This is a genomic window from Klebsiella sp. RHBSTW-00484, assembly GCF_013705725.1.
In the GTDB taxonomy this organism is placed as follows: Bacteria; Pseudomonadota; Gammaproteobacteria; order Enterobacterales; family Enterobacteriaceae; genus Klebsiella.
This window is the reverse complement of record NZ_CP055481.1, coordinates 4,063,795-4,086,168: the sequence shown is the minus strand read 5'-3', so window position 1 is coordinate 4,086,168 and position 22,374 is coordinate 4,063,795. Positions and strand designations below refer to the sequence as shown.

General features: G+C 55.1%; 22 protein-coding genes and 1 riboswitch. Of the genes, 13 read left to right on the top strand and 9 right to left on the bottom strand.

Going from position 1 to position 22,374, the window contains the following annotated elements; translation table 11 throughout:
• Positions 1-22: 22 nt before the first annotated feature.
• Positions 23-161, top strand: a riboswitch (molybdenum cofactor riboswitch).
• From moaA to HV213_RS19295, 7 genes are all read left to right on the top strand, one after another.
• A complete protein-coding gene (moaA, locus tag HV213_RS19325) occupies positions 149-1,138 on the top strand; it encodes a GTP 3',8-cyclase MoaA (RefSeq protein ID WP_181482938.1) in 990 nt (329 codons plus the stop codon). Its footprint overlaps the riboswitch before it by 13 nt.
• 21 nt (positions 1,139-1,159) lie before the next feature.
• Positions 1,160-1,672 (top strand): molybdenum cofactor biosynthesis protein B, encoded by a 513-nt coding sequence (gene moaB, locus HV213_RS19320; protein WP_181482937.1) that lies wholly within the window; start codon positions 1,160-1,162, stop codon positions 1,670-1,672.
• Between the two features lie 3 nt (positions 1,673-1,675).
• Complete coding sequence (gene moaC / locus HV213_RS19315; protein ID WP_181482936.1) at positions 1,676-2,164, top strand: cyclic pyranopterin monophosphate synthase MoaC; 489 nt, start codon at positions 1,676-1,678, stop codon at positions 2,162-2,164.
• Positions 2,157-2,405: a molybdopterin synthase sulfur carrier subunit gene (gene moaD / locus HV213_RS19310; RefSeq protein ID WP_181482935.1), complete on the top strand. Its 249-nt coding sequence runs from the start codon at positions 2,157-2,159 to the stop codon at positions 2,403-2,405. The genes moaC and moaD overlap by 8 nt, the downstream gene beginning before the upstream one ends.
• 1 nt (position 2,406) lies before the next feature.
• Positions 2,407-2,859 (top strand): molybdopterin synthase catalytic subunit MoaE, encoded by a 453-nt coding sequence (gene moaE / locus HV213_RS19305; RefSeq protein WP_110276766.1) that lies wholly within the window; start codon positions 2,407-2,409, stop codon positions 2,857-2,859.
• Positions 2,860-2,903: 44 nt separating this feature from the next.
• Positions 2,904-3,608 carry a Bax inhibitor-1/YccA family protein gene (locus tag HV213_RS19300; RefSeq protein ID WP_110276765.1) on the top strand — a complete coding sequence of 235 codons (705 nt, stop codon included), beginning with the start codon at positions 2,904-2,906 and terminating at the stop codon, positions 3,606-3,608.
• Positions 3,609-3,741: 133 nt separating this feature from the next.
• Positions 3,742-4,899, top strand: coding sequence for an integrase core domain-containing protein (locus HV213_RS19295; RefSeq protein ID WP_181482744.1), 1,158 nt, complete (start codon positions 3,742-3,744; stop codon positions 4,897-4,899).
• Between the two features lie 118 nt (positions 4,900-5,017).
• On the opposite strand, the gene HV213_RS19290 is transcribed toward HV213_RS19295, so the two are convergent.
• The 3 genes from HV213_RS19290 to HV213_RS19280 are packed head-to-tail and all read right to left on the bottom strand — an operon-like array spanning position 5,018 to position 7,985.
• A complete protein-coding gene (locus HV213_RS19290) occupies positions 5,018-5,983 on the bottom strand; it encodes a lysylphosphatidylglycerol synthase domain-containing protein (protein ID WP_181482934.1) in 966 nt (321 codons plus the stop codon).
• Positions 5,983-7,227 (bottom strand): cardiolipin synthase ClsB, encoded by a 1,245-nt coding sequence (clsB, locus tag HV213_RS19285; RefSeq protein WP_181482933.1) that lies wholly within the window; start codon positions 7,225-7,227, stop codon positions 5,983-5,985. The genes HV213_RS19290 and clsB overlap by 1 nt, the downstream gene beginning before the upstream one ends.
• Entirely contained in the window at positions 7,224-7,985 is a 762-nt protein-coding gene (locus HV213_RS19280) for an endonuclease/exonuclease/phosphatase family protein (protein WP_181482932.1), read from the bottom strand. The genes clsB and HV213_RS19280 overlap by 4 nt, the downstream gene beginning before the upstream one ends.
• A gap of 131 nt (positions 7,986-8,116) precedes the next feature.
• On the opposite strand from HV213_RS19280, the gene HV213_RS19275 reads away from it, so the two are divergent.
• Complete coding sequence (locus HV213_RS19275; protein WP_181482931.1) at positions 8,117-8,527, top strand: YbhQ family protein; 411 nt, start codon at positions 8,117-8,119, stop codon at positions 8,525-8,527.
• On the opposite strand, the gene HV213_RS19270 is transcribed toward HV213_RS19275, so the two are convergent.
• The 6 genes from HV213_RS19270 to HV213_RS19245 all read right to left on the bottom strand — a co-directional run bounded on the left by HV213_RS19270 (position 8,489) and on the right by HV213_RS19245 (position 15,201).
• Positions 8,489-9,595 carry an ABC transporter permease gene (locus HV213_RS19270; RefSeq protein WP_181482930.1) on the bottom strand — a complete coding sequence of 369 codons (1,107 nt, stop codon included), beginning with the start codon at positions 9,593-9,595 and terminating at the stop codon, positions 8,489-8,491. The genes HV213_RS19275 and HV213_RS19270 overlap by 39 nt on opposite strands.
• 85 nt (positions 9,596-9,680) lie before the next feature.
• Positions 9,681-10,838, bottom strand: coding sequence for an ABC transporter permease (locus tag HV213_RS19265; protein WP_442788115.1), 1,158 nt, complete (start codon positions 10,836-10,838; stop codon positions 9,681-9,683).
• The gene (locus HV213_RS19260; RefSeq protein ID WP_181482928.1) at positions 10,804-12,543 is read right to left on the bottom strand and encodes an ATP-binding cassette domain-containing protein; all 1,740 of its coding nucleotides are present in this window, start codon (positions 12,541-12,543) and stop codon (positions 10,804-10,806) included. The genes HV213_RS19265 and HV213_RS19260 overlap by 35 nt, the downstream gene beginning before the upstream one ends.
• The gene (gene hlyD / locus HV213_RS19255; protein WP_181482927.1) at positions 12,540-13,532 is read right to left on the bottom strand and encodes a secretion protein HlyD; all 993 of its coding nucleotides are present in this window, start codon (positions 13,530-13,532) and stop codon (positions 12,540-12,542) included. The genes HV213_RS19260 and hlyD overlap by 4 nt, the downstream gene beginning before the upstream one ends.
• Positions 13,529-14,206: a transcriptional regulator CecR gene (gene cecR, locus HV213_RS19250; protein ID WP_197975045.1), complete on the bottom strand. Its 678-nt coding sequence runs from the start codon at positions 14,204-14,206 to the stop codon at positions 13,529-13,531. The genes hlyD and cecR overlap by 4 nt, the downstream gene beginning before the upstream one ends.
• A gap of 71 nt (positions 14,207-14,277) precedes the next feature.
• Entirely contained in the window at positions 14,278-15,201 is a 924-nt protein-coding gene (locus HV213_RS19245; RefSeq protein WP_181482926.1) for a LysR substrate-binding domain-containing protein, read from the bottom strand.
• A 330-nt stretch (positions 15,202-15,531) separates the two neighbouring features.
• Between HV213_RS19245 and HV213_RS19240 the strand changes: the two genes are divergently transcribed.
• Genes HV213_RS19240 through adhE form a run of 5 tightly spaced genes read left to right on the top strand, consistent with a single transcriptional unit; the run spans position 15,532 to position 22,189 of the window.
• Entirely contained in the window at positions 15,532-16,863 is a 1,332-nt protein-coding gene (locus tag HV213_RS19240) for an MFS transporter (RefSeq protein WP_181482925.1), read from the top strand.
• A 50-nt stretch (positions 16,864-16,913) separates the two neighbouring features.
• The gene (locus HV213_RS19235) at positions 16,914-17,663 is read left to right on the top strand and encodes an SDR family NAD(P)-dependent oxidoreductase (protein ID WP_181482924.1); all 750 of its coding nucleotides are present in this window, start codon (positions 16,914-16,916) and stop codon (positions 17,661-17,663) included.
• 13 nt (positions 17,664-17,676) lie between these two features.
• Positions 17,677-18,522 carry a transketolase gene (locus HV213_RS19230; RefSeq protein ID WP_181482923.1) on the top strand — a complete coding sequence of 282 codons (846 nt, stop codon included), beginning with the start codon at positions 17,677-17,679 and terminating at the stop codon, positions 18,520-18,522.
• Positions 18,522-19,520 (top strand): transketolase family protein, encoded by a 999-nt coding sequence (locus HV213_RS19225; protein ID WP_181482922.1) that lies wholly within the window; start codon positions 18,522-18,524, stop codon positions 19,518-19,520. The genes HV213_RS19230 and HV213_RS19225 overlap by 1 nt, the downstream gene beginning before the upstream one ends.
• Positions 19,521-19,576: 56 nt before the next feature.
• Positions 19,577-22,189 carry a bifunctional acetaldehyde-CoA/alcohol dehydrogenase gene (adhE, locus tag HV213_RS19220; protein ID WP_181482921.1) on the top strand — a complete coding sequence of 871 codons (2,613 nt, stop codon included), beginning with the start codon at positions 19,577-19,579 and terminating at the stop codon, positions 22,187-22,189.
• The last annotated feature ends 185 nt before the right edge of the window (positions 22,190-22,374 follow it).

Genomic DNA, 22,374 nt, shown 5'->3' with positions numbered 1-22,374 from the left:
ACTTAACGCGCTACTATTTGGTGTAACCCACTAACACTCTAGCCTCTGTGCCTGTGTCGCAAGATATGGTGCTTTGGCCGTGACAGCCCCGGTTGTCGCCAGGGCGCGGAAAGAAATGACCGCGTCTCCCGTATTTGGAAAGGTGTCTATGGCTTCACAGCTTACCGATGCATTTGCGCGGAAGTTTTACTATCTGCGCCTGTCTATTACCGACGTGTGTAACTTTCGTTGCACCTACTGTCTGCCCGATGGCTACAAGCCCGGCGCCGTCACCAATAAAGGCTTTCTCAGCGTCGATGAAGTTCGTCGCGTCACGCGTGCATTTTCAGCACTCGGCACGGAAAAGGTCCGCCTGACCGGTGGTGAACCTTCGCTACGTCGTGATTTTACCGACATTATTGCCGCCGTGCGGGAAAATCCCTCTATTCGTCAGATTGCGGTCACTACCAACGGCTACCGGCTGGCGCGCGATGTTGAAAATTGGCGCGATGCCGGGCTGACGGCGATTAACGTCAGCGTGGATAGCCTCGATGCCCGCCAGTTTCACGCCATTACCGGCCAGGATAAATTTCGCCAGGTAATGGACGGCATCGATGCCGCCTTTGCCGCAGGCTTTGAGAAAGTTAAAGTCAACACCGTGCTGATGCGCGACGTTAATCATCACCAGCTCGACACCTTTCTGGCGTGGATCCAACCGCGCCGCATTCAACTGCGTTTTATTGAGCTAATGGAAACCGGTGAGGGCAGCGACCTGTTCCGCCGCCATCATATCTCAGGCATGGTGCTGCGCGACGAGCTGCTGCGCCGCGGCTGGATCCATCAGATTCGCCAGCGTAGCGACGGCCCGGCGCAGGTCTTTTGCCATCCGGATTATGCCGGTGAAATCGGCCTGATCATGCCGTATGAGAAAGATTTCTGCGCCACCTGCAACCGCCTGCGCGTCTCGTCCGTTGGCAAACTGCACCTGTGCCTGTTTGGCGAAGGTGGCGTTGATCTGCGCGATCTGCTTGCTGAAGAAGAGCAGCAGGCCGAGCTGGAAGCGCGGATTTCTGAAGCGTTAACGCATAAAAAACAAACCCATTTCCTGCATCAGGGCAACACCGGTATTACGCAGAACCTGTCGTATATTGGCGGATAATTCATTTTAAGGAGCGAACAGATGAGTCAGGCCAGCGCTGAGTTTATCCCGACCCGTATTGCTATTCTCACCGTTTCCAGCCGTCGTGGCGAAGAAGATGACACCTCCGGTCACTGGCTGCGTGATGCGGCGCAGGAAGCGGGGCACACCGTCGTCGATAAGGCGATAGTTAAAGAGAACCGTTATGCCATTCGCGCCCAGGTATCGGCGTGGATCGCCGGCGATGACGTGCAGGTGGTGTTGATCACCGGCGGCACCGGTTTTACCGAGGGCGATCAGGCGCCGGAAGCGCTGCTGCCGCTGTTTGACCGCGAAGTTGAAGGCTTCGGCGAAGTGTTTCGGATGCTCTCTTTTGAAGAGATTGGTACCTCGACCCTGCAATCCCGTGCCGTTGCCGGGGTGGCGAACCGCACGCTGATTTTCGCGATGCCCGGCTCAACCAAAGCTTGCCATACCGCGTGGGACAATATTATTGCGCCGCAGCTCGATGCCCGCACCCGTCCGTGCAACTTTATCTCTCATCTTAAGAAGTAATTTATGTCGCAACTGACCCATATTAACGCCGCGGGCGAAGCGCACATGGTCGATGTCTCGGCGAAAGCGGAGACGGTTCGCGAAGCGCGCGCCGAGGCCTACGTTGAAATGCAGGCGACGACGCTTGCCATGATTATCGACGGTAGCCATCACAAAGGCGACGTTTTCGCCACCGCACGAATCGCCGGGATCCAGGCGGCCAAACGTACCTGGGAGCTGATCCCGCTGTGCCACCCGCTGATGTTGAGCAAAGTTGAAGTCAATCTACAGGCGCAGCCGGAACATAACCGGGTGCGTATCGAATCCTTGTGCCGTTTGACCGGTAAAACCGGCGTGGAAATGGAAGCGTTAACTGCCGCTTCCGTCGCCGCGCTGACGATTTACGATATGTGCAAAGCGGTGCAGAAAGATATGGTGATTGGTCCGGTGCGCCTGCTGGCGAAGAGCGGCGGCAAGTCCGGCGATTTCAGAGTGGAAGATGCCCATGATTAACGTTCTATTTTTTGCTCAGGTGCGCGAACTGCTCGGCACCGATTCCCTGACTCTCGAGCCGAACGGGCTTTCCACGGTTGAAGCCGTTCGCCAACAGTTGGTTGCGCGTGGCGACCGCTGGGCGCTGGCGCTGGAAGAGGGCAAGCTGCTGGCGGCGGTGAATCAGACGCTGACCTCGTTTGATCATCCGCTGGTAGCCGGTGATGAAGTGGCATTCTTCCCGCCGGTTACCGGAGGTTAAGATGACGCAAACCCGTATTGTGGTCAGCCATGAGCGTTTTAAGGTTGGTGACGAATATCCGTGGCTTGCCGAACGCGATGAAGACGGCGCGGTGGTGACTTTCACTGGCAAAGTGCGCAACCATAACCTGGGCGATAGCGTGAAAGCGCTGACTCTTGAGCACTATCCAGGTATGACCGAAAAATCGTTGGCGGAAATTGTCGAACTGGCGCGCGAGCGCTGGCCGCTGGGGCGGGTAACGGTGATTCACCGCATCGGGGAGATGTGGCCTGGCGAAGAAATTGTCTTTGTCGGCGTCACTAGCGCCCATCGCAGCAGCGCGTTTGCGGCCGGGGAATTCATTATGGATTATCTGAAAACTCGAGCCCCGTTCTGGAAGCGTGAAGCAACGCCGGAAGGGGAGCGCTGGGTCGATGCGCGTGATAGCGACAGACAGGCGGCAGAACGCTGGTAGTGTGGTACGCTTAGAGGATAAATTTCGTTAATCAGGAGATAGTCATGGACAGATACCCTCGTTCCGATTCAATCGTGCAGGGCCGCAGCGGCCTGCAAACTTATATGGCGCAGGTTTATGGCTGGATGACGGTCGGGCTGCTGCTCACAGCGTTTATCGCGTGGTTTGCCGCTAATACCCCAGCGGTCATGATGTTTGTGTTTTCCAGCAAAATCACCTTTTACGGGCTGATTATCGCACAGCTGGGGCTGGTCTTCGTGCTCTCAGGCATGGTGCAACGGCTTAGCGCCGGGATGGCGACGACGCTATTTATGCTCTATTCGGCGCTAACTGGATTAACGCTATCGAGCATTTTCATCGTCTATACCTACTCGTCAATCGCCAGCACTTTTGTGGTCGCAGGCGGGATGTTTGGCGCGATGAGCCTCTACGGTTACACCACCAAACGCGATCTCAGCGGCTTCGGCAATATGCTGTTTATGGGGCTGATTGGTATTTTACTGGCGTCACTGGTCAACTTCTGGCTGAAGAGCGAAGCGCTGATGTGGGCTGTGACCTATATCGGGGTCGTTATCTTCGTCGGCTTAACGGCTTATGACACCCAGAAGCTGAAAAACATTGGCGAGCAGATTGATGTTCGCGATGCGTCAATGCTGCGTAAATACTCGATTCTTGGCGCTCTGACGCTGTATCTGGACTTTATCAACCTGTTCCTGATGCTGCTGCGTATTTTCGGCAACCGCCGCTAAACCCTTCCCGGATTGCAGAGAGCGGCGGACCCGTAGCCCGGGTAAGCGCAGGGTATGAACCGGAAACATGGGTAACACTTTAGACCGGATACATGGGTAACAGTTATAACTGACATAGAAGAGGAGACTCACTATGCCCTGGACTGAGACCCGACCTATGCAACGTCTTGATTTTATCCGTGCCTGCCATGCAGGTACGGGCTCCTTCTCTGCTCTTTGCCGTCTTTTCGGCATCAGCCGAAAAACTGGCTATAAATGGCTTGAACGTTTTGACCCTTCTGACCTCTCATCTCTCTCTGACCGCTCACGCGCTCCCCACTCCCACTCCCGGACTGTTCCTGATGATATCGTCGGGCATCTGACTGCCCTGCGTCAAAAACACCCTGACTGGGGGCCTAAAAAACTGCGGATGTGGTTGCTCAATCACCATGTCGATTTTACCGTACCTGCTGCCAGCACTATCGGCGATATCCTCAAGCGTGAAGGCCTGGTCCCGGATAAAAAGAGAAAACGCAGAACACCGGGTAATCGCCAGCCCCTGACCCTCATCACTGAGAACAATCAGGTCTGGAGCGCTGATTTTAAAGGCAAGTTCAGGTTGCTGAGCAGAGAGTACTGCCATCCCTTCACTCTGACCGACAATCACAGCCGATATCTGCTGAGCTGCCGTGGAACATTCCGGGAGAGTGAATCCTTTGTCAGAGAGTGCCTGACTGATGCGTTCCTGGAATATGGCCTGCCGGAAGTCCTCAGAACTGATAACGGTCAACCCTTTGCGGGAACAGGTATAGCCGGATTAAGCCGTCTTGCCGTCTGGCTAATCAAGCTGGGCATCAGACCGGAACGTATCAGAAAGGGTCATCCGGAAGAAAATGGCCGCCATGAGCGAATGCATCGCTCCCTGAAAAGTGCGGTGAAATATGGCAACACCTTCATGACGATGGCAGAACAACAGCGGTGGTTCAGTGACTACCGGGAAGAGTTTAACCACGAGAGGCCGCATGAAGCCCTGGCAGGCGCAACGCCCGGAACGGTGTGGCAACCGTCGGGCCGACAATGGGATGGCAGTGTTCCGGAATATGTGTATCCGGCAGGAGGCACGGTCTACAGGGTGAAATCGAGGGGAACACTTTATATGGGTAAAAAGGGGGCGGTGTTCCTGAGTGAAGCGCTGACTGACGAGTACATTATGCTGAAAGAACAAGATGATGGCCTGGAAGCCATCATCTTTAATGGAATAACGCTTGCGTACTATGACCAAAAAAACCAGAGTGTGCTCCGGATAGACTAAAAAGTGTTACCTATGTTCCCGGTCTGATCTGTCACCTATGTATCCGGTCATACAGCAGCGCGACCCGGGAACAAACCGCACGAAACTGTAGCCCCGGTCAACGCGACCGGGGTTTTTTCTATTCTCCCGCCAGTTTACGCTGATTTTTCTCCCGCAGATGCTTTGCCCGACTTTCCAGAATTAAGTAACCAAAGGTCGCCAGCAGCAGCGGTATAAAATAGTACAGCGCGCGATAAGCGAGTAGGGCGGCAATAATCGCCCCGCGCGAGATATCTTCCCCCGAGAGCATGGCGATAAATACCGCTTCGAGCACGCCAATCCCGGCGGGGATATGCACGATAACCCCGGCAATACTGCTCACCAACAGCACCCCGAGCACGAGGAAGTAGTCAACCTGTTGGCCTAACAGCAGCCAGATTATTGCCCCCATCGCCATCCAGTTCAGGGTGGAAACTGCCATCTGCAACAGCGCGAATCGCCAGGAGGGCAGCACCAGGCGCTGGCCTTTTATCGTCAGATGACGCTTTTTAGCAAAAGTGCAGGCCCACAGATAAAACGCGGAAATCAGCAGCAAAACGATGCCCAGAATTTGCAGCGATTGCTGGCTGATATACCAGCGTTCGGGGACTTGTATCATGCCGGCGCTAAAGATGATGCCGCCGAGCAGAATATAGCCCAGCCAGTTGGTGGTGATGCTCAGCGAAAAGATGCGGGTAATGGTTCCACCGCTCAGGCCCAGACGCGAGTAGAGCCGGTAGCGCATGCCGATACCGCCCACCCAGGTGCTCAGCGTCAGGTTAAAGGCGTAGCAAATAAATGACACCAGCATCACCTGGCGCTTTGCCAGCTTATGGCCGCAATACACGCGCCCGAGCAGGTCATAACAGCCATAAATCAGGTAGCTGGTGATAACCAGGCCTATCGCGCTGAGCAAGGCGGTGCGGTTGTAATCGCGAATGACTTTCCACACTTCCTGCCAGTTAATTTTTTGCGCATAGACCACAAGAAGCACCGCAACGGCGATAAAAAACAGCACCGTGAGGATTTTTTTCGCCATCCGCCAGCGAGGGTGCGATTTCGCCATCAGGGCTTCACCTCCTGGTTTTCCGTCTCAACGCGATCCTGCGTTTCTATTTCTGGCTGTACCGGCGGCTGAACGCGCGACAGGAGCGGAGTGTGGGCCGGTAGCCAGCCCACCCAGGCCGGAAAGTGGCGCAGGAAGTGGAACGCCAGCACGCTAACGCCAAGCCGCCACCAGGTCCGCTTCGACAAAATGCTTTTATCAACCTGACGACAGTCGTTGGCAATCAGGCCGTTGAGATTGTCGCGCAGCGTCTGGTTAAATTCGCGGTCGTGGATGATCAGGTTGGCTTCCAGATTCAGCGACAGGCTAAGCGGGTCGAGATTGCTGGAGCCGACGGTGGCCCAGTGGTCGTCCGCCAGCGCCACTTTACCGTGTAGCGGGCGGCGGCGATATTCGAAAATCTGCACGCCGCCTTTGACCAGATAGTGATAGAGCAGGCGAGCGCCGAATTTGACTATCGGGATATCCGGCTCACCCTGAACGATTAATTTTACGCTAACGCCGCGGCGGGCGGCGTTGCGCATGGCGTGCAGCAGCCGATAGCCTGGAAAGAAGTAGGCGTTGGCGATAATCACCTCCCGGCGCGCGCTGGTCAGCATCTTCAGATAGTGACGTTCGATAGCGTCGCGGTGTTCCTGGTTATCTCGCCAGATAAATAGCGCCTGGGCTTCGCCGGGATTACGGTTGATTTCAGGCTTATGCCGACGACGACGCCACCAGCGTCGCGTGGCTTCGCTGGTGGGCAGGTTTTCAAGTTCAAATTGCAGGATATCGAGCACCACCGGGCCCTCAACCTGAACGGCGTAATCCTGTTTGGCCTCCGGGCCGTAGTCGGTCATATGCTCAGCGGAGTAGTTAATTCCGCCGACAAAGGCGACAACGTCGTCGATAACCACAATTTTTCGGTGCATCCGGCGAAACAGGTTGGTACGCATACCGAGCAGGCGCGGGCGCGGATCGTAGTAGCGGAAAATGACCCCCGCCGAGGTTAGCTCGCCGACAAAATCGTCGCTTAAATCGGGCGAACCGTAACCGTCCAGCAGAACTTCAACGCGCACCCCGCGCTGGGCGGCTTTCAGCAACACGGCATGGAGCTGCCTGCCGACGTCATCCTCAAACCAGATAAAAGATTCGAGAATGACCCGCTGCTGTGCGCGGCCAATCGCGGAAAAGACCGCCGGATAATAATTGTCGCCGTTTTCTAATAGCTGAATGCGGTTTCCTTCCTGCCAGCTGCATTTCACAGATGTATCTCCACGCTAAGCGGTGCATGATCGGACAAATGACGCCACTGTTTCAGGGCTAGCGTCTTCGGCTGGCTGGCGTGCGCATTTTTGACGTAGATGCGATCGAGGCGCAGCAGCGGGAAGTTGACCGGGAAAGTACGCGCCGGACGCCCTCTGGCGCGGGTGAAGATCTCCTCCAGCCCGGCCTGGACTTTTAGCTGCCGATTAGCCTGCTGTCGCCAGTCGTTAAAATCACCTGCGACCACCACCGGGTCGCCCGCAGGCAAACTGTTCACCCAATCCGCCAGCATGGTCATCTGAGCCTGGCGCTGATTCGCGCGCAGTCCCAGATGTACGCAAATCAGATGAAGGGTTATCCCGCTTTCTGGCGGCACGATGCGGCAGTAGAGCAGACCGCGTTTTTCACTGTCGCCGACGGATACATCAAGATTCTGGTAATGCGCGATGGGAAAACGTGAGAGCACCGCATTGCCATGATGCCCTTGTGGGTAGACCGCGTTACGCCCGTAGGCGAAATCGTTCCATATCGTGTCGGCAAGGAATTCATAGTGTGGGGTCTCCGGCCAGTTCTTAATATTCAACGGGTGAATTTCATGCGCCCCCATCACCTCCTGCAGACAAACGATATCGGCATTGACGCTGCGTACCGCTTCGCGCAATTCAGGCAAAATAAAGCGGCGATTAAACGCATTAAAGCCTTTATGGGTGTTAATTGTTAGCACGTTCAACGAAAATCGCGGCGTTTGTTCGTCCATATTTCTCCAGTCAATGTCACTTTCCTGAATGAAATAGTGTAGTAGAGGTCACAAAAAGATGCGGTGATACGGAATTTTCCGTAAAGTGCGGTACTCTGAGTAGCAGAGAAAAATCCTTCAGGAGAGAAGCCATGAAGTGGCAACAACGTGTACGCGTCGCAACGGGTCTTAGTTGCTGGCAGATTATGTTGCATCTACTGGTCGTGGCAGTACTGGTGATGGGTTGGATGAGCGGCGCGCTGGTTCGCGTCGGATTAGGTTTGTGCGTGCTGTACGGTGTCACGTTACTGTCGATGCTGTTTTTGCAGCGTCATCACGAAGAGCGCTGGCGTGATGTGGGTGATTTCCTTGAAGAACTCACCACCACCTGGTACTTCGGCGCGGCGGTTATTGCGCTATGGCTGTTGTCGCGCGTGCTGCACAATAACCTGCTGCTGGCCCTCGCCGGGCTGGTGATACTGGCAGGCCCGGCAGTGGTTTCGTTGCTGGCGAAAGATAAAAAATTACGCGATCTTTCTGCGGAACATCGCATACGCCGCTGAGCCGGTAGTGGCCGCTATGACCAATAGCGGCCACAAACTTCCCCACACAATCTCCAGACTCGCATCCTTCAGATAGATTTGCTTAGTGATATCGGTAAAGTGACGAATGGGGTTTACCCACGTTAAATTCTGTAGCCATACCGGCATATTCTCCACTGGCGAAACGTATCCGGACAGTAGGATCGCCGGCATCATAAAGACGAACACGCCGATAAACGCCTGCTGTTGCGTAGAGCATAGCGATGAAATCAGCAGCCCGAATCCCACCAGCGACAATCCGTAAACAATCATCGTAAAGTAAAACAGCAGCAGCGATCCGGCGAAGGGGATTTGATAGGCCCAGATGCCGATCCCCAGTACGATGCTCGCCTGAAGAGTGGCGACAATCAGTGCAGGAACCGCTTTGCCAATAAAAATCTGCCATGTCGCCAGTGGTGAAACCAGCAGCTGATCGAGCGTGCCCTGTTCACGCTCGCGGGCAACGGATAGCGAGGTGACGATCATCACGCCGATGGTGGTGATCATGGCGATCAGCGACGGCACTACGAACCATTTATAGTCGAGGTTCGGGTTATACCAGTTGCGCACCACCAGCTCGCTGTTGTTCGGTTTCGCTTTACCTTCCAGCAGATCCTGCTGATAGTTTTTAACGATCTGCTGGAGGTAATTGGCGGCAATCTGCGCACTGTTGGAGTTACGTCCGTCGAGCAAAAGCTGGAGCGGGGCGGTCTGGTTCGTGTCGAGATTACGTGAGAAATCTGCCGGGAAGCGCACGACCAGCAGCGCTTTTTGTTCATCGATGGTGGGTCTAATCTCCTGCGGGCTTTTCAGCAACAGGACATGGGTGAAGGCTTTGGCGCGGGCGAAGCGCTGGGTTAGCTCCACCGCATGCTTGCCGCTATCTTCGTTGTAGATAGCGATGGTGGCGTTCGTCACCTCCAGCGTGGCGGCGAACGGAAACAGCAGTACCTGAATCAGCACCGGCATAATTAAAATCGCCCGCGTCTGCGGTTCGCGCAACAGCGATTGCAGCTCTTTGCGGATTAGTGTCCATAAGCGATGAAACATATCTATTCTCTCTTTGTGATCCCCGGAGGTGGTGCTGGCGCACCTGTCCGGGCTACAAGACCCGCAAACTGCCGCCTTCGGCAAATTAATCCAGACGCCGCTTGGTTTTTATCCACGTCAGGCCGATAAACATTACCGCTGAGGCGATTAAAAACATCGTGTTCACCAGCAGCACTACGGGAATATTGCCCGCCAAAAAAAGGCTTTGCAGGGTGCTGACAAAATAGCGCGCCGGGATCACGTAGGTCACCGCGCGGATCACCGCTGGCATACTGTCTATCTGGAAAATAAACCCGGATAGCATAATCGATGGCAGAAATGCGGCATTCAGCGCCACCTGCGCGGCGTTAAACTGGTTGCGGGTAATGGTGGAAATCAGCAGCCCCATTCCCAGCGTGCTTAGCAGAAACAGGCTGGTGATAAAAAACAGAATCACCAGCGAACCGCGAAACGGCACGCCGAGAATAAACACCGCTACCAGCATGCACAGCAGCATCGCCAGCATGCCGAGGAAGTAGTAAGGAATCAGCTTGCACAGCAGTAGCTCGGCGCGGGTAATCTCGGTCGACAGCAGCGCCTCCATAGTGCCGCGCTCCCATTCGCGAGCCACCACCAGCGAGGTCAGGATCGCGCCGACCACCGTCATGATGATAGTAATCGCGCCGGGGATAATAAAATGTTGGCTAATGGCGGCCGGGTTAAACCAATAGCGCATCTGCACATCAATCAACGGCTCGAAGGTTTCACCCCGATCTTCCGCCCGTTGCTGTTGCCAGATTTGCCAGATGCCTTCGATATAGCCCTGGGCGAAGTTGGCGGTATTCGGTTCGCTGCCGTCGGTGATAAGCTGGATTGGCGCATCGTCGCCGGGACGGGCCATCTTCTGGTCGAAATCCACCGGCACCACCACCAGCGCGCGGATCCGCCCGGCCTGCATCATTTGAATCAGTTGCTGGCGATTGTCGCTGATGGTGGCGTCGATATAGGGCGAACCGGTCATGGTATGGACGAAATCCAGCGCCTCTTCGCTCTGCTGTTCCAGCAACACGCCGACTCGCAGTTTGCTGGAGTCGAGGTTAATACCGTAGCCAAAGATAAACAGCAGCAGCAGCGGGATCACCACCGCAATCAGCCAACTGCTGGGGTCGCGGACGATCTGCCGCGTCTCCTTGACGCACAGGGCGCGCACGCGCCGCCATGCCAGGATTTTAGCGCTCACTGGCGTTCTCCTTATCCCAGTCATGGATGAGGGTAATAAATGCCTGTTCCATCGTCGGGTCAGGCTGTTCATCATCCGCCGCCATTGCTTTGAGATCGTCCGGCGTGCCGCTGGCGATAAGTTTGCCGCGATAGACCAGACCAATACGGTCGCAATACTCCGCCTCATCCATAAAGTGGGTGGTGACCATTACCGTCACTCCCTTATCCACCATGCTGTTGATATGCAGCCAGAACTCCCGGCGGGTGAGGGGATCGACGCCCGAAGTTGGCTCGTCCAGAAACAGAATATCCGGCTCATGCATCAGCGAACAGGCCAGCGCCAGGCGCTGCTTATAGCCGAGCGGCAGGTCGTCGGCGGCCTGCCTGGCGATACTTTTCAGGCCAAATGCCTCGCTCATGCTGGCGATTTTTTCGTTCTGCGCTTTGCCGCGCAGGCCATAAACGCCGGAGAAAAAGCGCAGGTTCTGCTCAACGGTGAGGTTGCCATACAGCGAAAATTTCTGTGCCATATAGCCCAGATGCTGGCGTGCCTTGCCAGAGCTGACTTTGAGGTCCATCCCCAGCACCAGCGCTTTGCCGGAGGTGGGGACCAGCAGGCCGCACATCATCTTAAAGGTGGTGGACTTGCCCGCGCCGTTAGGGCCGAGGAGTCCGAAGATTTCTCCACGCTTGACCTGAAAATCGACGTGGTCGGTGGCGGCAAAATCACCAAATTTTTTGGTCAGGGTTTGCGCTTCAATCACCGTGTCGTCATGGGAGCCTTCCACGGTGTGGATAATTTTCCCCAGCGGCGATTCAGCCGTACCCGCGCCGCCCAGCAGGTCGATGAACGCATCTTCAAAGCGCGGCGCGGTTTCAGCTACCTCCAGCGGCGCCATGTCGGCTGCGTTTTGCACTTCGCGGATATTGGCCTCTTTTTTGAGGATCAGGCGCACCGATTTGCCCTGAATCACGCCATCGCTCACCTGCGGCAGCTTCAGCGCCCGTTGTAGCAGGCGGCGGTTATTTTCCTCGGTGCTGGAGATCAAAAAGCTGCGTCCAGCCATGGTCTGCGTCAGCTCTTTGGGCGCGCCCTGATACAACAGCTGTCCTTCGTTCATCAGCAGCACGTCGCGGCACTGTTCGGCTTCGTCGAGATAGGAGGTGCTCCAGAGGATCAGCATCCCATCGCCCGCCAGCTCGTGGACCATTTGCCACAGTTCGCGGCGTGAGATGGGGTCAACGCCGACGCCGGGTTCGTCCAGCAGCAGCACTTTCGGTTCACCGACGAGGGTACAGGCGAGGCCGAGTTTCTGCTTCATACCGCCGGAGAGTTTACCCGCCAGACGGCCAGTAAAGGGGCCCAAAGAGGTAAACTCCAGCAGCCGGGCGAAGGTTTTTTCCCGTGCTTCGCCGGTGACGCTGCGCAGGTCGGCGTAGAGGGTCAGGTTTTCCATCACCGTCAGATCTTCATACAGGCCAAATTTCTGCGGCATATAACCGAGCACCGCGTGCAGGGCGCTATCGTCGGCAATGGGGTCAAAACCAATGACCTGTGCGCTGCCGCTGTCGGCTTTGAGCAAGCCGGCGAGCATACGCATCAGGGTGGTTTTCCCTGCGCCATCGGGGCCAACCAGCCCGGTCACATAGCCGGAGTGAATGGTGCAGTCCAGCGGCGCGACGGCCGGGCGGTCCATGCCGGCGAAACGCCGGGTGAGACCGCGCAGCGTGATAACGTCTTCGCTCATTGGCCGTTTCCATTGCTGAAAGCGACGGTCACCGGCATCCCCTGACGCAGCGCGCCGTCGGCATCGGTGACCACAATCCGCAGGCGATAAACCAGGTCGGTGCGCAGGTCCGGGGTCTCGACGGTTTTCGGTGTAAATTCAGCCACAGGAGAGACAAAGCCGATTTTGCCAAGGTAAGGTTGATTCGGACGGCTATCGGTATAGAGCAAGACTTCACGCCCCGGTTGGGCCTGGCCGAGATTTTTTTCATCGACGTAGGCGCGTACCCAAACCGGATGGGTTAATGATAGCGTCATCACCGTGCCGCCTGCGCTGAGCATACTGCCTGGCTCCACGGCGCGGGTCATCAGGGTGCCGTCGGACGGCGCGGTCAGCGTGGTATCGTGCAGATCGAGTTTCGCCTGTGCGAGCGCGGCCTGAGCCTGTTCGAGGCTGGCTTTGGCCTGGGCTATCTCTTGCGGACGGTTACCGGCGCGGTACTGGCGCAGTTTATCCTGGGCTGATTTCAGCGTGGCCTGTGCCTGGTCGCGTGAGGAGCGCGCGTTCTCAAGGTCATTCGCGGAGATAGCGCTGCTTTTACGCAGCCCCAGCTGGCGTTGATAGAAGTTCTGCGCATAGGCGTAAGCCGCCTGGGCCTGGTTAACCGCGGCGGCGGCCTGGGCAATTTCTTCCGAGCGATAGCCCGCCATCATCAGGTCGTACTGCGCCTGGGCCGTAGAAACGTTGGCCTGCGCCTGCTGGAGGGCATTTTCATAAGGGGCGCGATCCAACTCGCCCAGCGTTTGCCCGGTTTTAATCGCATCGCCCTCATCGACGCTTAGCGACGCCAGCCGTCCTCCCACCCGGAAGCTCAGGTTAACGGTACGAATATCCACGTTGCCATACAGGGTGAGCGCTTTTTGCTGGCTGCTTTGATACCACCACCAGCCGCCGCCAATCACAGCAGCCATCAGGAGAAGCAGTAGAACAACGATGAGCGGTTTTTTCATGACTCCAGACTCCTTTGCGATAATCCTTGCAGAACGAAATCAACGTGGCAGGTGATGACCTGAATGATTTGCTCGGTTTTTTCTTGATCAAACTCGGCCCAACCGGCGCGACGCAGCACCGTTTCCCGAACAAGACGAAACGCGAGAACTTCCCCCAGCAGCGCGTGGGTGTGAAGGATCATTTGCGTGGTGTCTGCGTTAAGGCCGGTATAAGCGGCGATTAAACGGGTTAGGTGGCAGTGTAGTGGAGCAATGACCTGGTCGTGGATGAGCTGATAGGCGGGTGTCGGCGACAACTGCTCGCGGGAGATGAATTTGCTCAAATTGACCGTGTCTTCCTGGGTCAGCAGTAAAATCATATTCTGGCAGGCGCGTAGAATCAGAGTGCGCATTGCGGCTTTATCCGCAGCGGGCTGGGCCAGCAGTTCCTCTGCCGCCTGCGCATGGGGGCGAAAATTATTGCCGATAAAGTCGGCAATCCACTGGGCGCAGGCGAGGTACAAATCGTCCTTCGAACCGAAATAGTAGGTGATAGCGGCGATATTCTGCCCGGCCTGGGCGGCGATATCGCGGGTGGTGGCGTGCTGACCGTATTCGCCGAACTGGGCGATAGCGGCGGCGATAAGCTGGCTTTTCGCCTGCTCGCCTTTGCTGGTAATGGGGGTCGTTGTCATCGCTCTGGGAAAGTTAATCAATCGATTGATTAACTTTAGGCGCGCATCGGAAGTTTGTCCACCGTCGGATGTTAAATATAAAATCCTTCTCGACTCAGCTCTTCAGAGACCCAATTAAAGAAGATCTTCACTTTCTCTTTTTGCTCGTTGGTGTGCGGTAAAACGAAGTGATGGGCGTTAACCGGCATACTCACATCGTTGGTAAAAACGGCGGTCAGATGCTGCTGGTTAATGTTCTGCCCGGCCAGCAGATTGCTTTCCAGAATAATGCCCATCCCCATACGCGCCGCCTCAATGCTCATATATGAACGGTCGAAATTGAATATAAAGTTTTTATTCCAGCCGCGAACCTTGTGCCAGGACAACCAGTTGCTCCAGTTGATCAACGTGCTATCTGAATGAATAAGATCGCAGGCCAGTAAGTCTTCGATGGTCTGTATATTATGGCTAGCTAAATAAGATAATGATGTATAAGGGAGCACGCGCTCATTCTTTATCGTTTTGACCACCAGGGTTGGCCACTGCGAAAGCCCGTGGCGAATATCGATGTCAATATTATCGCGAGAAAACTGAATGCTTTCATAAGAGCAGGTCAGGCTAATCTTGAGTTCAGGCCAGGTCTGGCGAAATTTATTAAGACGGGGCATGAGCCATAATAAGCCAAAGCTGGGTGCTGAGTGAATACGCAAATAATCCTGGTGGATATCATTAATCACCTGATTAGTGGCCTGACCAATAATATTTAATGCCCCGGAAACCTCTTTAAGATATTTTTCACCAATAGTGGTTAATATCACCCCTTTACTGCTGCGAGAAAACAGCTTCTTTCCCAAATACTGTTCCAGGCTGGCTATCTGGTGACTTACTGCTGAGGCCGTAATGTTGAGATTTTCTGCTGCCAGATTGAGACTACCGGTATCGGCTACTTCAATAAATGCCTGAATATTGCGTAACGATGGCATTGGCAAGCTTTTATTTTGAAGCGGTTGACTCATCCTTTCCTCCTGTGAACGGGATAAATTTTTATTACCCCAAAGGAGTATATAAGCCAATTATCGCAGGAATTGTGGGCAAGCATAACATAGCCGGAAAATAAATTACCCAGGAATCCGTGATGAAGTTAACACTTTTAAACGCAGAACCAAGCATCCAGGTAATTCACAGGAATTTGAGTGTAGTCACGAAGTAAATTTTTCTCACTCATAATTGAGGTTTTTTGAATACCCTTTCTTTTTGGGGTTGTTATATTGCAACCACAGGCCTGATAACAAGGCGCGATACGGTAAGGTTCGCGAAAAAACATAAAACAATAATGAGGATACCCTATGTCACGTATGGATACTGTAGTCTGTACTGACGCCAGGAAAACAAAATATCGGTTCGTGGTTTTAACGATGATTTTCCTGGTGTATGCAATAAATTATGCCGACAGAACGAATATCGGTGCGGTGCTGCCGTTCATCATTGATGAGTTTCATATCAACAACTTTGAAGCCGGGGCCATCGCCAGTATGTTTTTCCTTGGCTACGCGGTAAGTCAGATCCCGGCGGGTTTCTTTATCGCGAAGCGCGGCACACGGGGGCTAGTTTCGCTGTCAATTTTCGGCTTTTCCGCTTTTACCTGGCTGATGGGCACGGTGAGTTCGGTTTTTGGCCTGAAGATGGTGCGTTTGGGACTGGGACTTAGCGAAGGACCGTGTCCGGTGGGGCTGGCTTCGACGATTAATAACTGGTTCCCACCGAAAGAGAAAGCCACGGCAACGGGCGTTTACATTGCAGCCACCATGTTTGCGCCGATCATCGTACCGCCGCTGGCGGTGTGGATTGCGGTCACCTGGGGCTGGCGCTGGGTGTTTTTCTCCTTTGCGATCCCAGGAATTTTTGCTGCAATTGCCTGGTATCTGCTGGTGAAATCAAAACCTTCCGAGAGTGGTTTTGTTTCGCAAAGTGAACTGGATGAGATTAATGCCGGGCGTGATGAAAATAAAAGTGCCGAGCGCGAAAATATCCTTATTGCCGATAAATTTACCTGGCTCGATAAAATAATTCGCGTCAAAAAGATGGCGCCTATTGATACAGCAAAAGGCTTGTTTACCTCCAAAAATATTCTTGGCGACTGTCTGGCCTATTTTATGATGGTGAGTGTGCTGTATGGTTTATTAACATGGATCCCGCTGTATTTAGTCAAAGAACGTGGTTTTGATGTGATGAGCATGGGATTTGTGGCGAGTATGCCGTGCATCGGTGGTTTTATTGGCGCAATTGGCGGTGGATGGTTCTCTGATAAAGTCTTAGGACGTCGTCGTAAGCCGACCATGATGTTCACGGCTATCTCAACGGTCGTCATGATGTTAATTATGCTAAATATTCCGGCAAGTACCTGGGCCGTTTGCGTTGGGTTATTCTTTGTCGGTTTGTGTTTGAATATTGGTTGGCCTGCTTTTACCGCCTACGGTATGGCTGTTTCGGATACGAAAACATATCCGATCGCCTCTTCTATTATTAATAGCGGCGGCAACCTCGGCGGATTTGTTGCCCCAATGGCTGCGGGGTTCTTACTCGACCAAACTGGTAGCTTTAATTCAGTCTTCACCTATTTTGGTATCTGCGCCGCAATAGGTCTGGTGGTTATTTTATTTCTCGATGAACCACAGTAATGGAAAATATTCCTGTCAATTAATATGACGTAAAGTCATGGAGTGAAAATATGTTATTAAAAGATAAAGTCGCCATTATTACGGGCGCGGCTTCCGTACGCGGTTTGGGTTTTGCAACAGCGAAATTATTTGCCGAAAACGGCGCCAAAGTAGTCATTATCGACCTCAATGGCGAAGCCAGTAAAGCCGCAGCTGCGGCATTAGGCGAAAGCCATCTTGGTCTCGCGGCAAACGTCACTGATGAAGTTCAGGTGCAGGCGGCGATTGAGCAAATTATGGCGAAATACGGTCGGGTTGACGTGCTGGTCAATAACGCAGGCATTACTCAGCCGCTGAAGCTAATGGATATTAAGCGCGCCAACTATGATGCGGTGCTGGACGTCAGCCTGCGCGGCACGTTGCTGATGTCGCAGGCGGTTATTCCGACTATGCGGGCACAAAAATCCGGCAGCATTGTTTGCATCTCTTCTGTTTCCGCCCAGCGCGGCGGCGGCATCTTCGGCGGCCCGCACTACAGCGCGGCAAAAGCTGGCGTGCTGGGGCTGGCGAGGGCGATGGCGCGTGAGCTGGGACCGGATAACGTCCGCGTCAACTGCATCACTCCGGGGCTGATTCAGACCGATATCACCGCCGGTAAGCTGACCGATGAAATGACCACCAATATTCTTGCCGGGATCCCGATGAATCGCCTTGGCGACGCCGTGGACATCGCGCGCGCCGCGCTGTTCCTGGGCAGCTCCCTCTCGTCCTACTCCACCGGTATTACCCTGGACGTCAACGGCGGCATGTTAATCCACTAAACGAGGCAATCAGATGAATATGACCGAATCACAAAAAGTTGCCGCAGCGGCGTGGCGTATCCGTCGCTATGCCCTGAGAATGGGCGAAGTTCAGGGGCAGGGCTATATTGGCCAGGCGTTGGGTTATGCCGATGTGCTGGCGACCGCGTTCAGCCATGCAATGAGTTATCGTCCGCAAGACCCTGAGTGGGAAGGGCGCGACCGCTTCCTGCTCTCTCACGGTCACTACGCCATCGCCTATTACGCGGCGCTGCTGGAGGCGGGAATTATCCCGGAAGAGGAGCTGGAAACCTACGGCTCCGATGATAGCCGCCTGCCGATGTCAGGAATGGCTACCTATACGCCAGCGATGGAGATGTCTGGCGGCTCTCTGGGACAAGGGCTGTCTATTGCCGTAGGAATGGCTCTGGGGCTGAGGCAAAAGGGAAGCGCGTCGTGGGTCTATAACTCGATGTCGGATGGTGAACTGGACGAAGGTTCAACCTGGGAAGCGGCGATGTCTGCGGCCCACTATGGGCTGACCAATCTGATTAACATCGTCGATGTGAACAAACAGCAAGCCGATGGCGATTCGCGCAAAATTCTCGGCTTTGAACCGCTACACGAGAAATGGGCCGCCTTCGGCTGGTACGTGCAGCGTGTGGACGGCAACGATCAGGCTGCGGTGATTGCCGCCTTTGACAACGCGAAAAACCATCCAGGCGAACAGCCGCGAGTCATTCTTTGCGACACGCTAATGGGTAAAGGCGTACCGTTCCTTGAAACCCGCGATAAGAACCATTTTATACGCGTCGATGCCGATGAATGGCAAAAAGCGATTGCGGTGCTGGATGCCAACAAACCGGAAGGAGTGCTGTAATGAGCCAGACTACTCAGAAACCCCGTTTAAAAACGTCTGCAATGATCGCTTCCATTGCCGATGAAGATCAGGTGACTGTTCCTGCTCCGTTTGGTGTCGCGCTCTCGAAGCTGGCGGCACAACGCCCGGAAATCGTCGGTATGACCGCCGACTTGTCGAAGTATACCGACCTGCATATTTTCGCCCAGGCCTTTCCGGATCGCTTCTTCCAGATGGGGATGGCGGAACAGCTGCTGATGGGTGCCGCTGGGGGAATGGCGAAAGAGGGATTCATCCCTTTCGCCACCACCTACGCCGCTTTTGCCACCCGCCGGGCCTATGATTTTATCCATCAGGTTATCGCCGAAGAGCATCTGAACGTGAAAATTTGCGCGGCGTTGCCGGGTCTCACCACCGGTTACGGGCCAAGTCATCAGGCAACGGAAGACCTGGCGATTATGCGCGGCATCCCCGGTATGGTGATAGTTGACCCTTGTGATGCGCTGGAGATAGAACAGGCAGTACCAGCGATCGCCGATCATAACGGCCCGGTTTATATGCGCCTGCTGCGCGGCAGGGTACCGCTGGTGCTGGATAAATATGACTATCAGTTCGAACTGGGCAAAGCGAAGCTGCTGGAGGATGGTAACGATGTGCTGATTATATCTTCCGGGCTGATGACCATGCGCGCTCTTGAAACGGTGGAGAAACTGCGCGCCGACAATATCAGCGTGGCGGTGCTGCACGTGCCGACAATCAAACCACTTGATGAAAAAGCGATTATTGAGCAAGCCTCGAAGCCAGGCCGTCTGGTGGTCACTGCGGAAAACCACACCTCAGTCGGTGGGTTGGGAGAAGCGGTCGCTGCGCTGCTGATGCGTAAAGGCGTGCGCTGCGAGCTGGATACGGTTGGCCTGCCCGACGAGTTCCTGCTGGCTGGTGCGCTGCCGACGCTACATGACCGCTATGGTATTTCCACCGCCATGATGGTTGAAAAAATCAAATATCGTCTGCGTTAATCGCTTTCGCCGCCGCGTTCTGCGGCGGCGCTTTACTGTTTCCGTTCGAGGTTTCCATGTCGATTAATTCCATTGAAGAATTAAACGCGCTGGTTGCGCGCGTCAAAAAAGCTCAGCGTCAGTACGCGGGGTTCACGCAACAACAAGTTGACAAAATATTCCGCGCAGCCGCTTTAGCCGCCGCTGATGCCCGCATTCCGCTGGCGAAAATGGCGGTCGCCGAGTCCGGCATGGGCATCGTGGAAGATAAAGTGATTAAAAACCACTTCGCGTCTGAATATATCTACAACGCCTATAAAGACGAAAAAACCTGCGGGGTTCTTGGCGAAGACGAAGCCTTCGGCACCATGACCATCGCCGAGCCCATTGGGCTGATCTGCGGGATCGTCCCGACTACCAACCCAACTTCTACCGCTATTTTTAAATCGCTGATTAGCCTGAAAACCCGTAACGGCATCGTCTTCTCGCCGCATCCGCGGGCGAAAAACGCCACCAACCGGGCGGCAGAAATTGTGCTGCGCGCCGCAGTCGAGGCCGGTGCGCCGCCTGACATCATTGGCTGGATTGATGAACCGACCGTGGATCTGTCCAACCGCCTGATGCACCACCCGGATATCAATCTGATCCTCGCCACCGGCGGACCGGGTATGGTGAAGGCCGCCTACAGCTCGGGTAAACCGGCCATTGGCGTCGGTGCAGGCAATACCCCGGTGGTCATTGATGAAACCGCTGATGTAAAACGCGCGGTGGCCTCCATCCTGATGTCCAAAACCTTCGATAACGGCGTGATCTGCGCCTCCGAACAGTCGGTGGTGGTGGTCGATACCGTCTATAACGCGGTGCGCGAGCGTTTCGCCAGCCACGGCGGCTATCTGTTACAGGGAAAAGAGCTGAAAGCGGTTCAGGGGATCCTGCTGAAAAACGGCGCGCTAAACGCGGCGATTGTCGGGCAGTCGGCGGTGAAAATCGCCGAAATGGCCGGGATCAGCGTGCCTGCCGATACCAAAATTCTGATTGGTGAAGTTAAAGCTATCGACGACAGCGAGCCTTTTGCTCATGAAAAGCTCTCCCCGACGCTGGCCATGTACCGGGCAAAAGATTTCGCCGACGCCGTAGAAAAAGCGGTGAAGCTGGTCGATATGGGCGGCATCGGCCACACCTCCTGCCTCTATACCGACCAGGATAACCAGGCCGCGCGGGTGATGACCTTTGGCGAAAAAATGAAAACCGCACGCATCCTGATTAACACCCCGACCTCCCACGGCGGCATTGGCGATCTCTATAACTTTAGTCTCGCACCTTCCCTGACCCTGGGCTGCGGCTCCTGGGGCGGTAACTCTATCTCGGAAAACGTCGGGCCTAAGCATCTGATCAACAAGAAAACCGTGGCAAAGCGAGCTGAAAATATGCTGTGGCATAAACTTCCGAAATCGATCTATTTCCGCCGCGGCTCTCTGCCCATCGCGCTGGATGAAGTGATCACCGATGGCCATAAGCGCGCGCTGATCGTCACCGACCGCTTCCTGTTCAACAACGGCTACGCGGACCAGATCACCTCGGTGCTGAAAGCGGCGGGCGTCGAAACCGAAGTCTTCTTTGAAGTGGAAGCCGACCCGACGCTGACCATCGTGCGCAAAGGCGCAGAGCTGGCTAACGCCTTCAAGCCCGACGTCATCATCGCCCTGGGCGGCGGCTCGCCGATGGATGCGGCGAAAATCATGTGGGTGATATACGAGCATCCGGAAACCCACTTCGAAGAGCTGGCGCTGCGCTTTATGGATATCCGCAAGCGTATCTACACCTTCCCGAAAATGGGCGTCAAAGCCCGGATGGTGGCGATCACCACCACTTCCGGTACCGGCTCCGAAGTCACGCCGTTTGCGGTGGTGACCGACGATACCACCGGGCAGAAATATCCGCTGGCGGACTACGCCCTGACCCCGGATATGGCGATTGTCGATGCTAACCTGGTAATGGATATGCCGAAGTCCCTGTGCGCCTTCGGCGGCCTGGATGCGGTGACCCACGCTATCGAAGCCTATGTTTCCGTGCTGGCCTCCGAGTTCTCCGATGGCCAGGCGCTACAGGCGCTGAAGCTGCTGAAAGCGTACCTGCCGGCCTCTTACCATGAAGGCTCGAAAAACCCGGTGGCCCGCGAGCGCGTCCATAATGCGGCAACCATCGCCGGGATCGCCTTTGCTAACGCCTTCCTTGGGGTGTGCCACTCCATGGCGCACAAGCTGGGCTCGCAGTTCCACATTCCGCACGGTCTGGCGAATGCGCTGATGATCTGCAACGTCATCCGCTATAACGCCAACGACAACCCGACCAAGCAAACGGCTTTCAGCCAGTACGACCGTCCACAGGCCCGCCGTCGGTACGCAGAGATTGCCGATCATTTAGGCCTGAGCGCGCCGGGAGACCGCACCGCGGCGAAAATCGAGAAGCTGCTGGCGTGGCTGGAGAGCATCAAAGCCGAGCTGGGCATTCCGAAATCGATCCGCGAGGCAGGCGTGCAGGAAGCCGATTTCCTCGCCCACGTCGATAAGCTGTCCGAAGACGCCTTCGATGACCAGTGCACCGGCGCCAACCCACGCTATCCGTTGGTAGCTGAGCTGCGTCAGATACTGCTCGCCAGCTATTACGGGGATATTTATCGCGAAGCGTAATTACCGCTCCTCGTCTACAGGACGGGGAGCAGTGGTTTGTTAGTCAGAGTATTCTCTTCGGGAGATTTTATGCGGTTCGTCACAAAATCTGCTAGACTGCGCCACTTCATGGCATTGTGGTTTTTGCCATCTCTTTCGCAATAATCTCCCTGAAGACTACGCCTGTGACGGGCCGGGGCGGTTCG

Coding starts and splice junctions, on each gene's coding strand:
- moaA (WP_181482938.1), top strand. CDS start 149: ATGGCTTCACAGCTTACCGATGCATTTGCGCGGAAGTTTTACTATCTG.
- moaB (WP_181482937.1), top strand. CDS start 1,160: ATGAGTCAGGCCAGCGCTGAGTTTATCCCGACCCGTATTGCTATTCTC.
- moaC (WP_181482936.1), top strand. CDS start 1,676: ATGTCGCAACTGACCCATATTAACGCCGCGGGCGAAGCGCACATGGTC.
- moaD (WP_181482935.1), top strand. CDS start 2,157: ATGATTAACGTTCTATTTTTTGCTCAGGTGCGCGAACTGCTCGGCACC.
- moaE (WP_110276766.1), top strand. CDS start 2,407: ATGACGCAAACCCGTATTGTGGTCAGCCATGAGCGTTTTAAGGTTGGT.
- HV213_RS19300 (WP_110276765.1), top strand. CDS start 2,904: ATGGACAGATACCCTCGTTCCGATTCAATCGTGCAGGGCCGCAGCGGC.
- HV213_RS19295 (WP_181482744.1), top strand. CDS start 3,742: ATGCCCTGGACTGAGACCCGACCTATGCAACGTCTTGATTTTATCCGT.
- HV213_RS19290 (WP_181482934.1), bottom strand. CDS start 5,983: ATGGCGAAATCGCACCCTCGCTGGCGGATGGCGAAAAAAATCCTCACG.
- HV213_RS19280 (WP_181482932.1), bottom strand. CDS start 7,985: ATGGACGAACAAACGCCGCGATTTTCGTTGAACGTGCTAACAATTAAC.
- HV213_RS19275 (WP_181482931.1), top strand. CDS start 8,117: ATGAAGTGGCAACAACGTGTACGCGTCGCAACGGGTCTTAGTTGCTGG.
- HV213_RS19270 (WP_181482930.1), bottom strand. CDS start 9,595: ATGTTTCATCGCTTATGGACACTAATCCGCAAAGAGCTGCAATCGCTG.
- HV213_RS19265 (WP_442788115.1), bottom strand. CDS start 10,838: ATGACTGGGATAAGGAGAACGCCAGTGAGCGCTAAAATCCTGGCATGG.
- HV213_RS19260 (WP_181482928.1), bottom strand. CDS start 12,543: ATGAGCGAAGACGTTATCACGCTGCGCGGTCTCACCCGGCGTTTCGCC.
- hlyD (WP_181482927.1), bottom strand. CDS start 13,532: ATGAAAAAACCGCTCATCGTTGTTCTACTGCTTCTCCTGATGGCTGCT.
- cecR (WP_197975045.1), bottom strand. CDS start 14,206: ATGACAACGACCCCCATTACCAGCAAAGGCGAGCAGGCGAAAAGCCAG.
- HV213_RS19245 (WP_181482926.1), bottom strand. CDS start 15,201: ATGAGTCAACCGCTTCAAAATAAAAGCTTGCCAATGCCATCGTTACGC.
- HV213_RS19240 (WP_181482925.1), top strand. CDS start 15,532: ATGTCACGTATGGATACTGTAGTCTGTACTGACGCCAGGAAAACAAAA.
- HV213_RS19235 (WP_181482924.1), top strand. CDS start 16,914: ATGTTATTAAAAGATAAAGTCGCCATTATTACGGGCGCGGCTTCCGTA.
- HV213_RS19230 (WP_181482923.1), top strand. CDS start 17,677: ATGAATATGACCGAATCACAAAAAGTTGCCGCAGCGGCGTGGCGTATC.
- HV213_RS19225 (WP_181482922.1), top strand. CDS start 18,522: ATGAGCCAGACTACTCAGAAACCCCGTTTAAAAACGTCTGCAATGATC.
- adhE (WP_181482921.1), top strand. CDS start 19,577: ATGTCGATTAATTCCATTGAAGAATTAAACGCGCTGGTTGCGCGCGTC.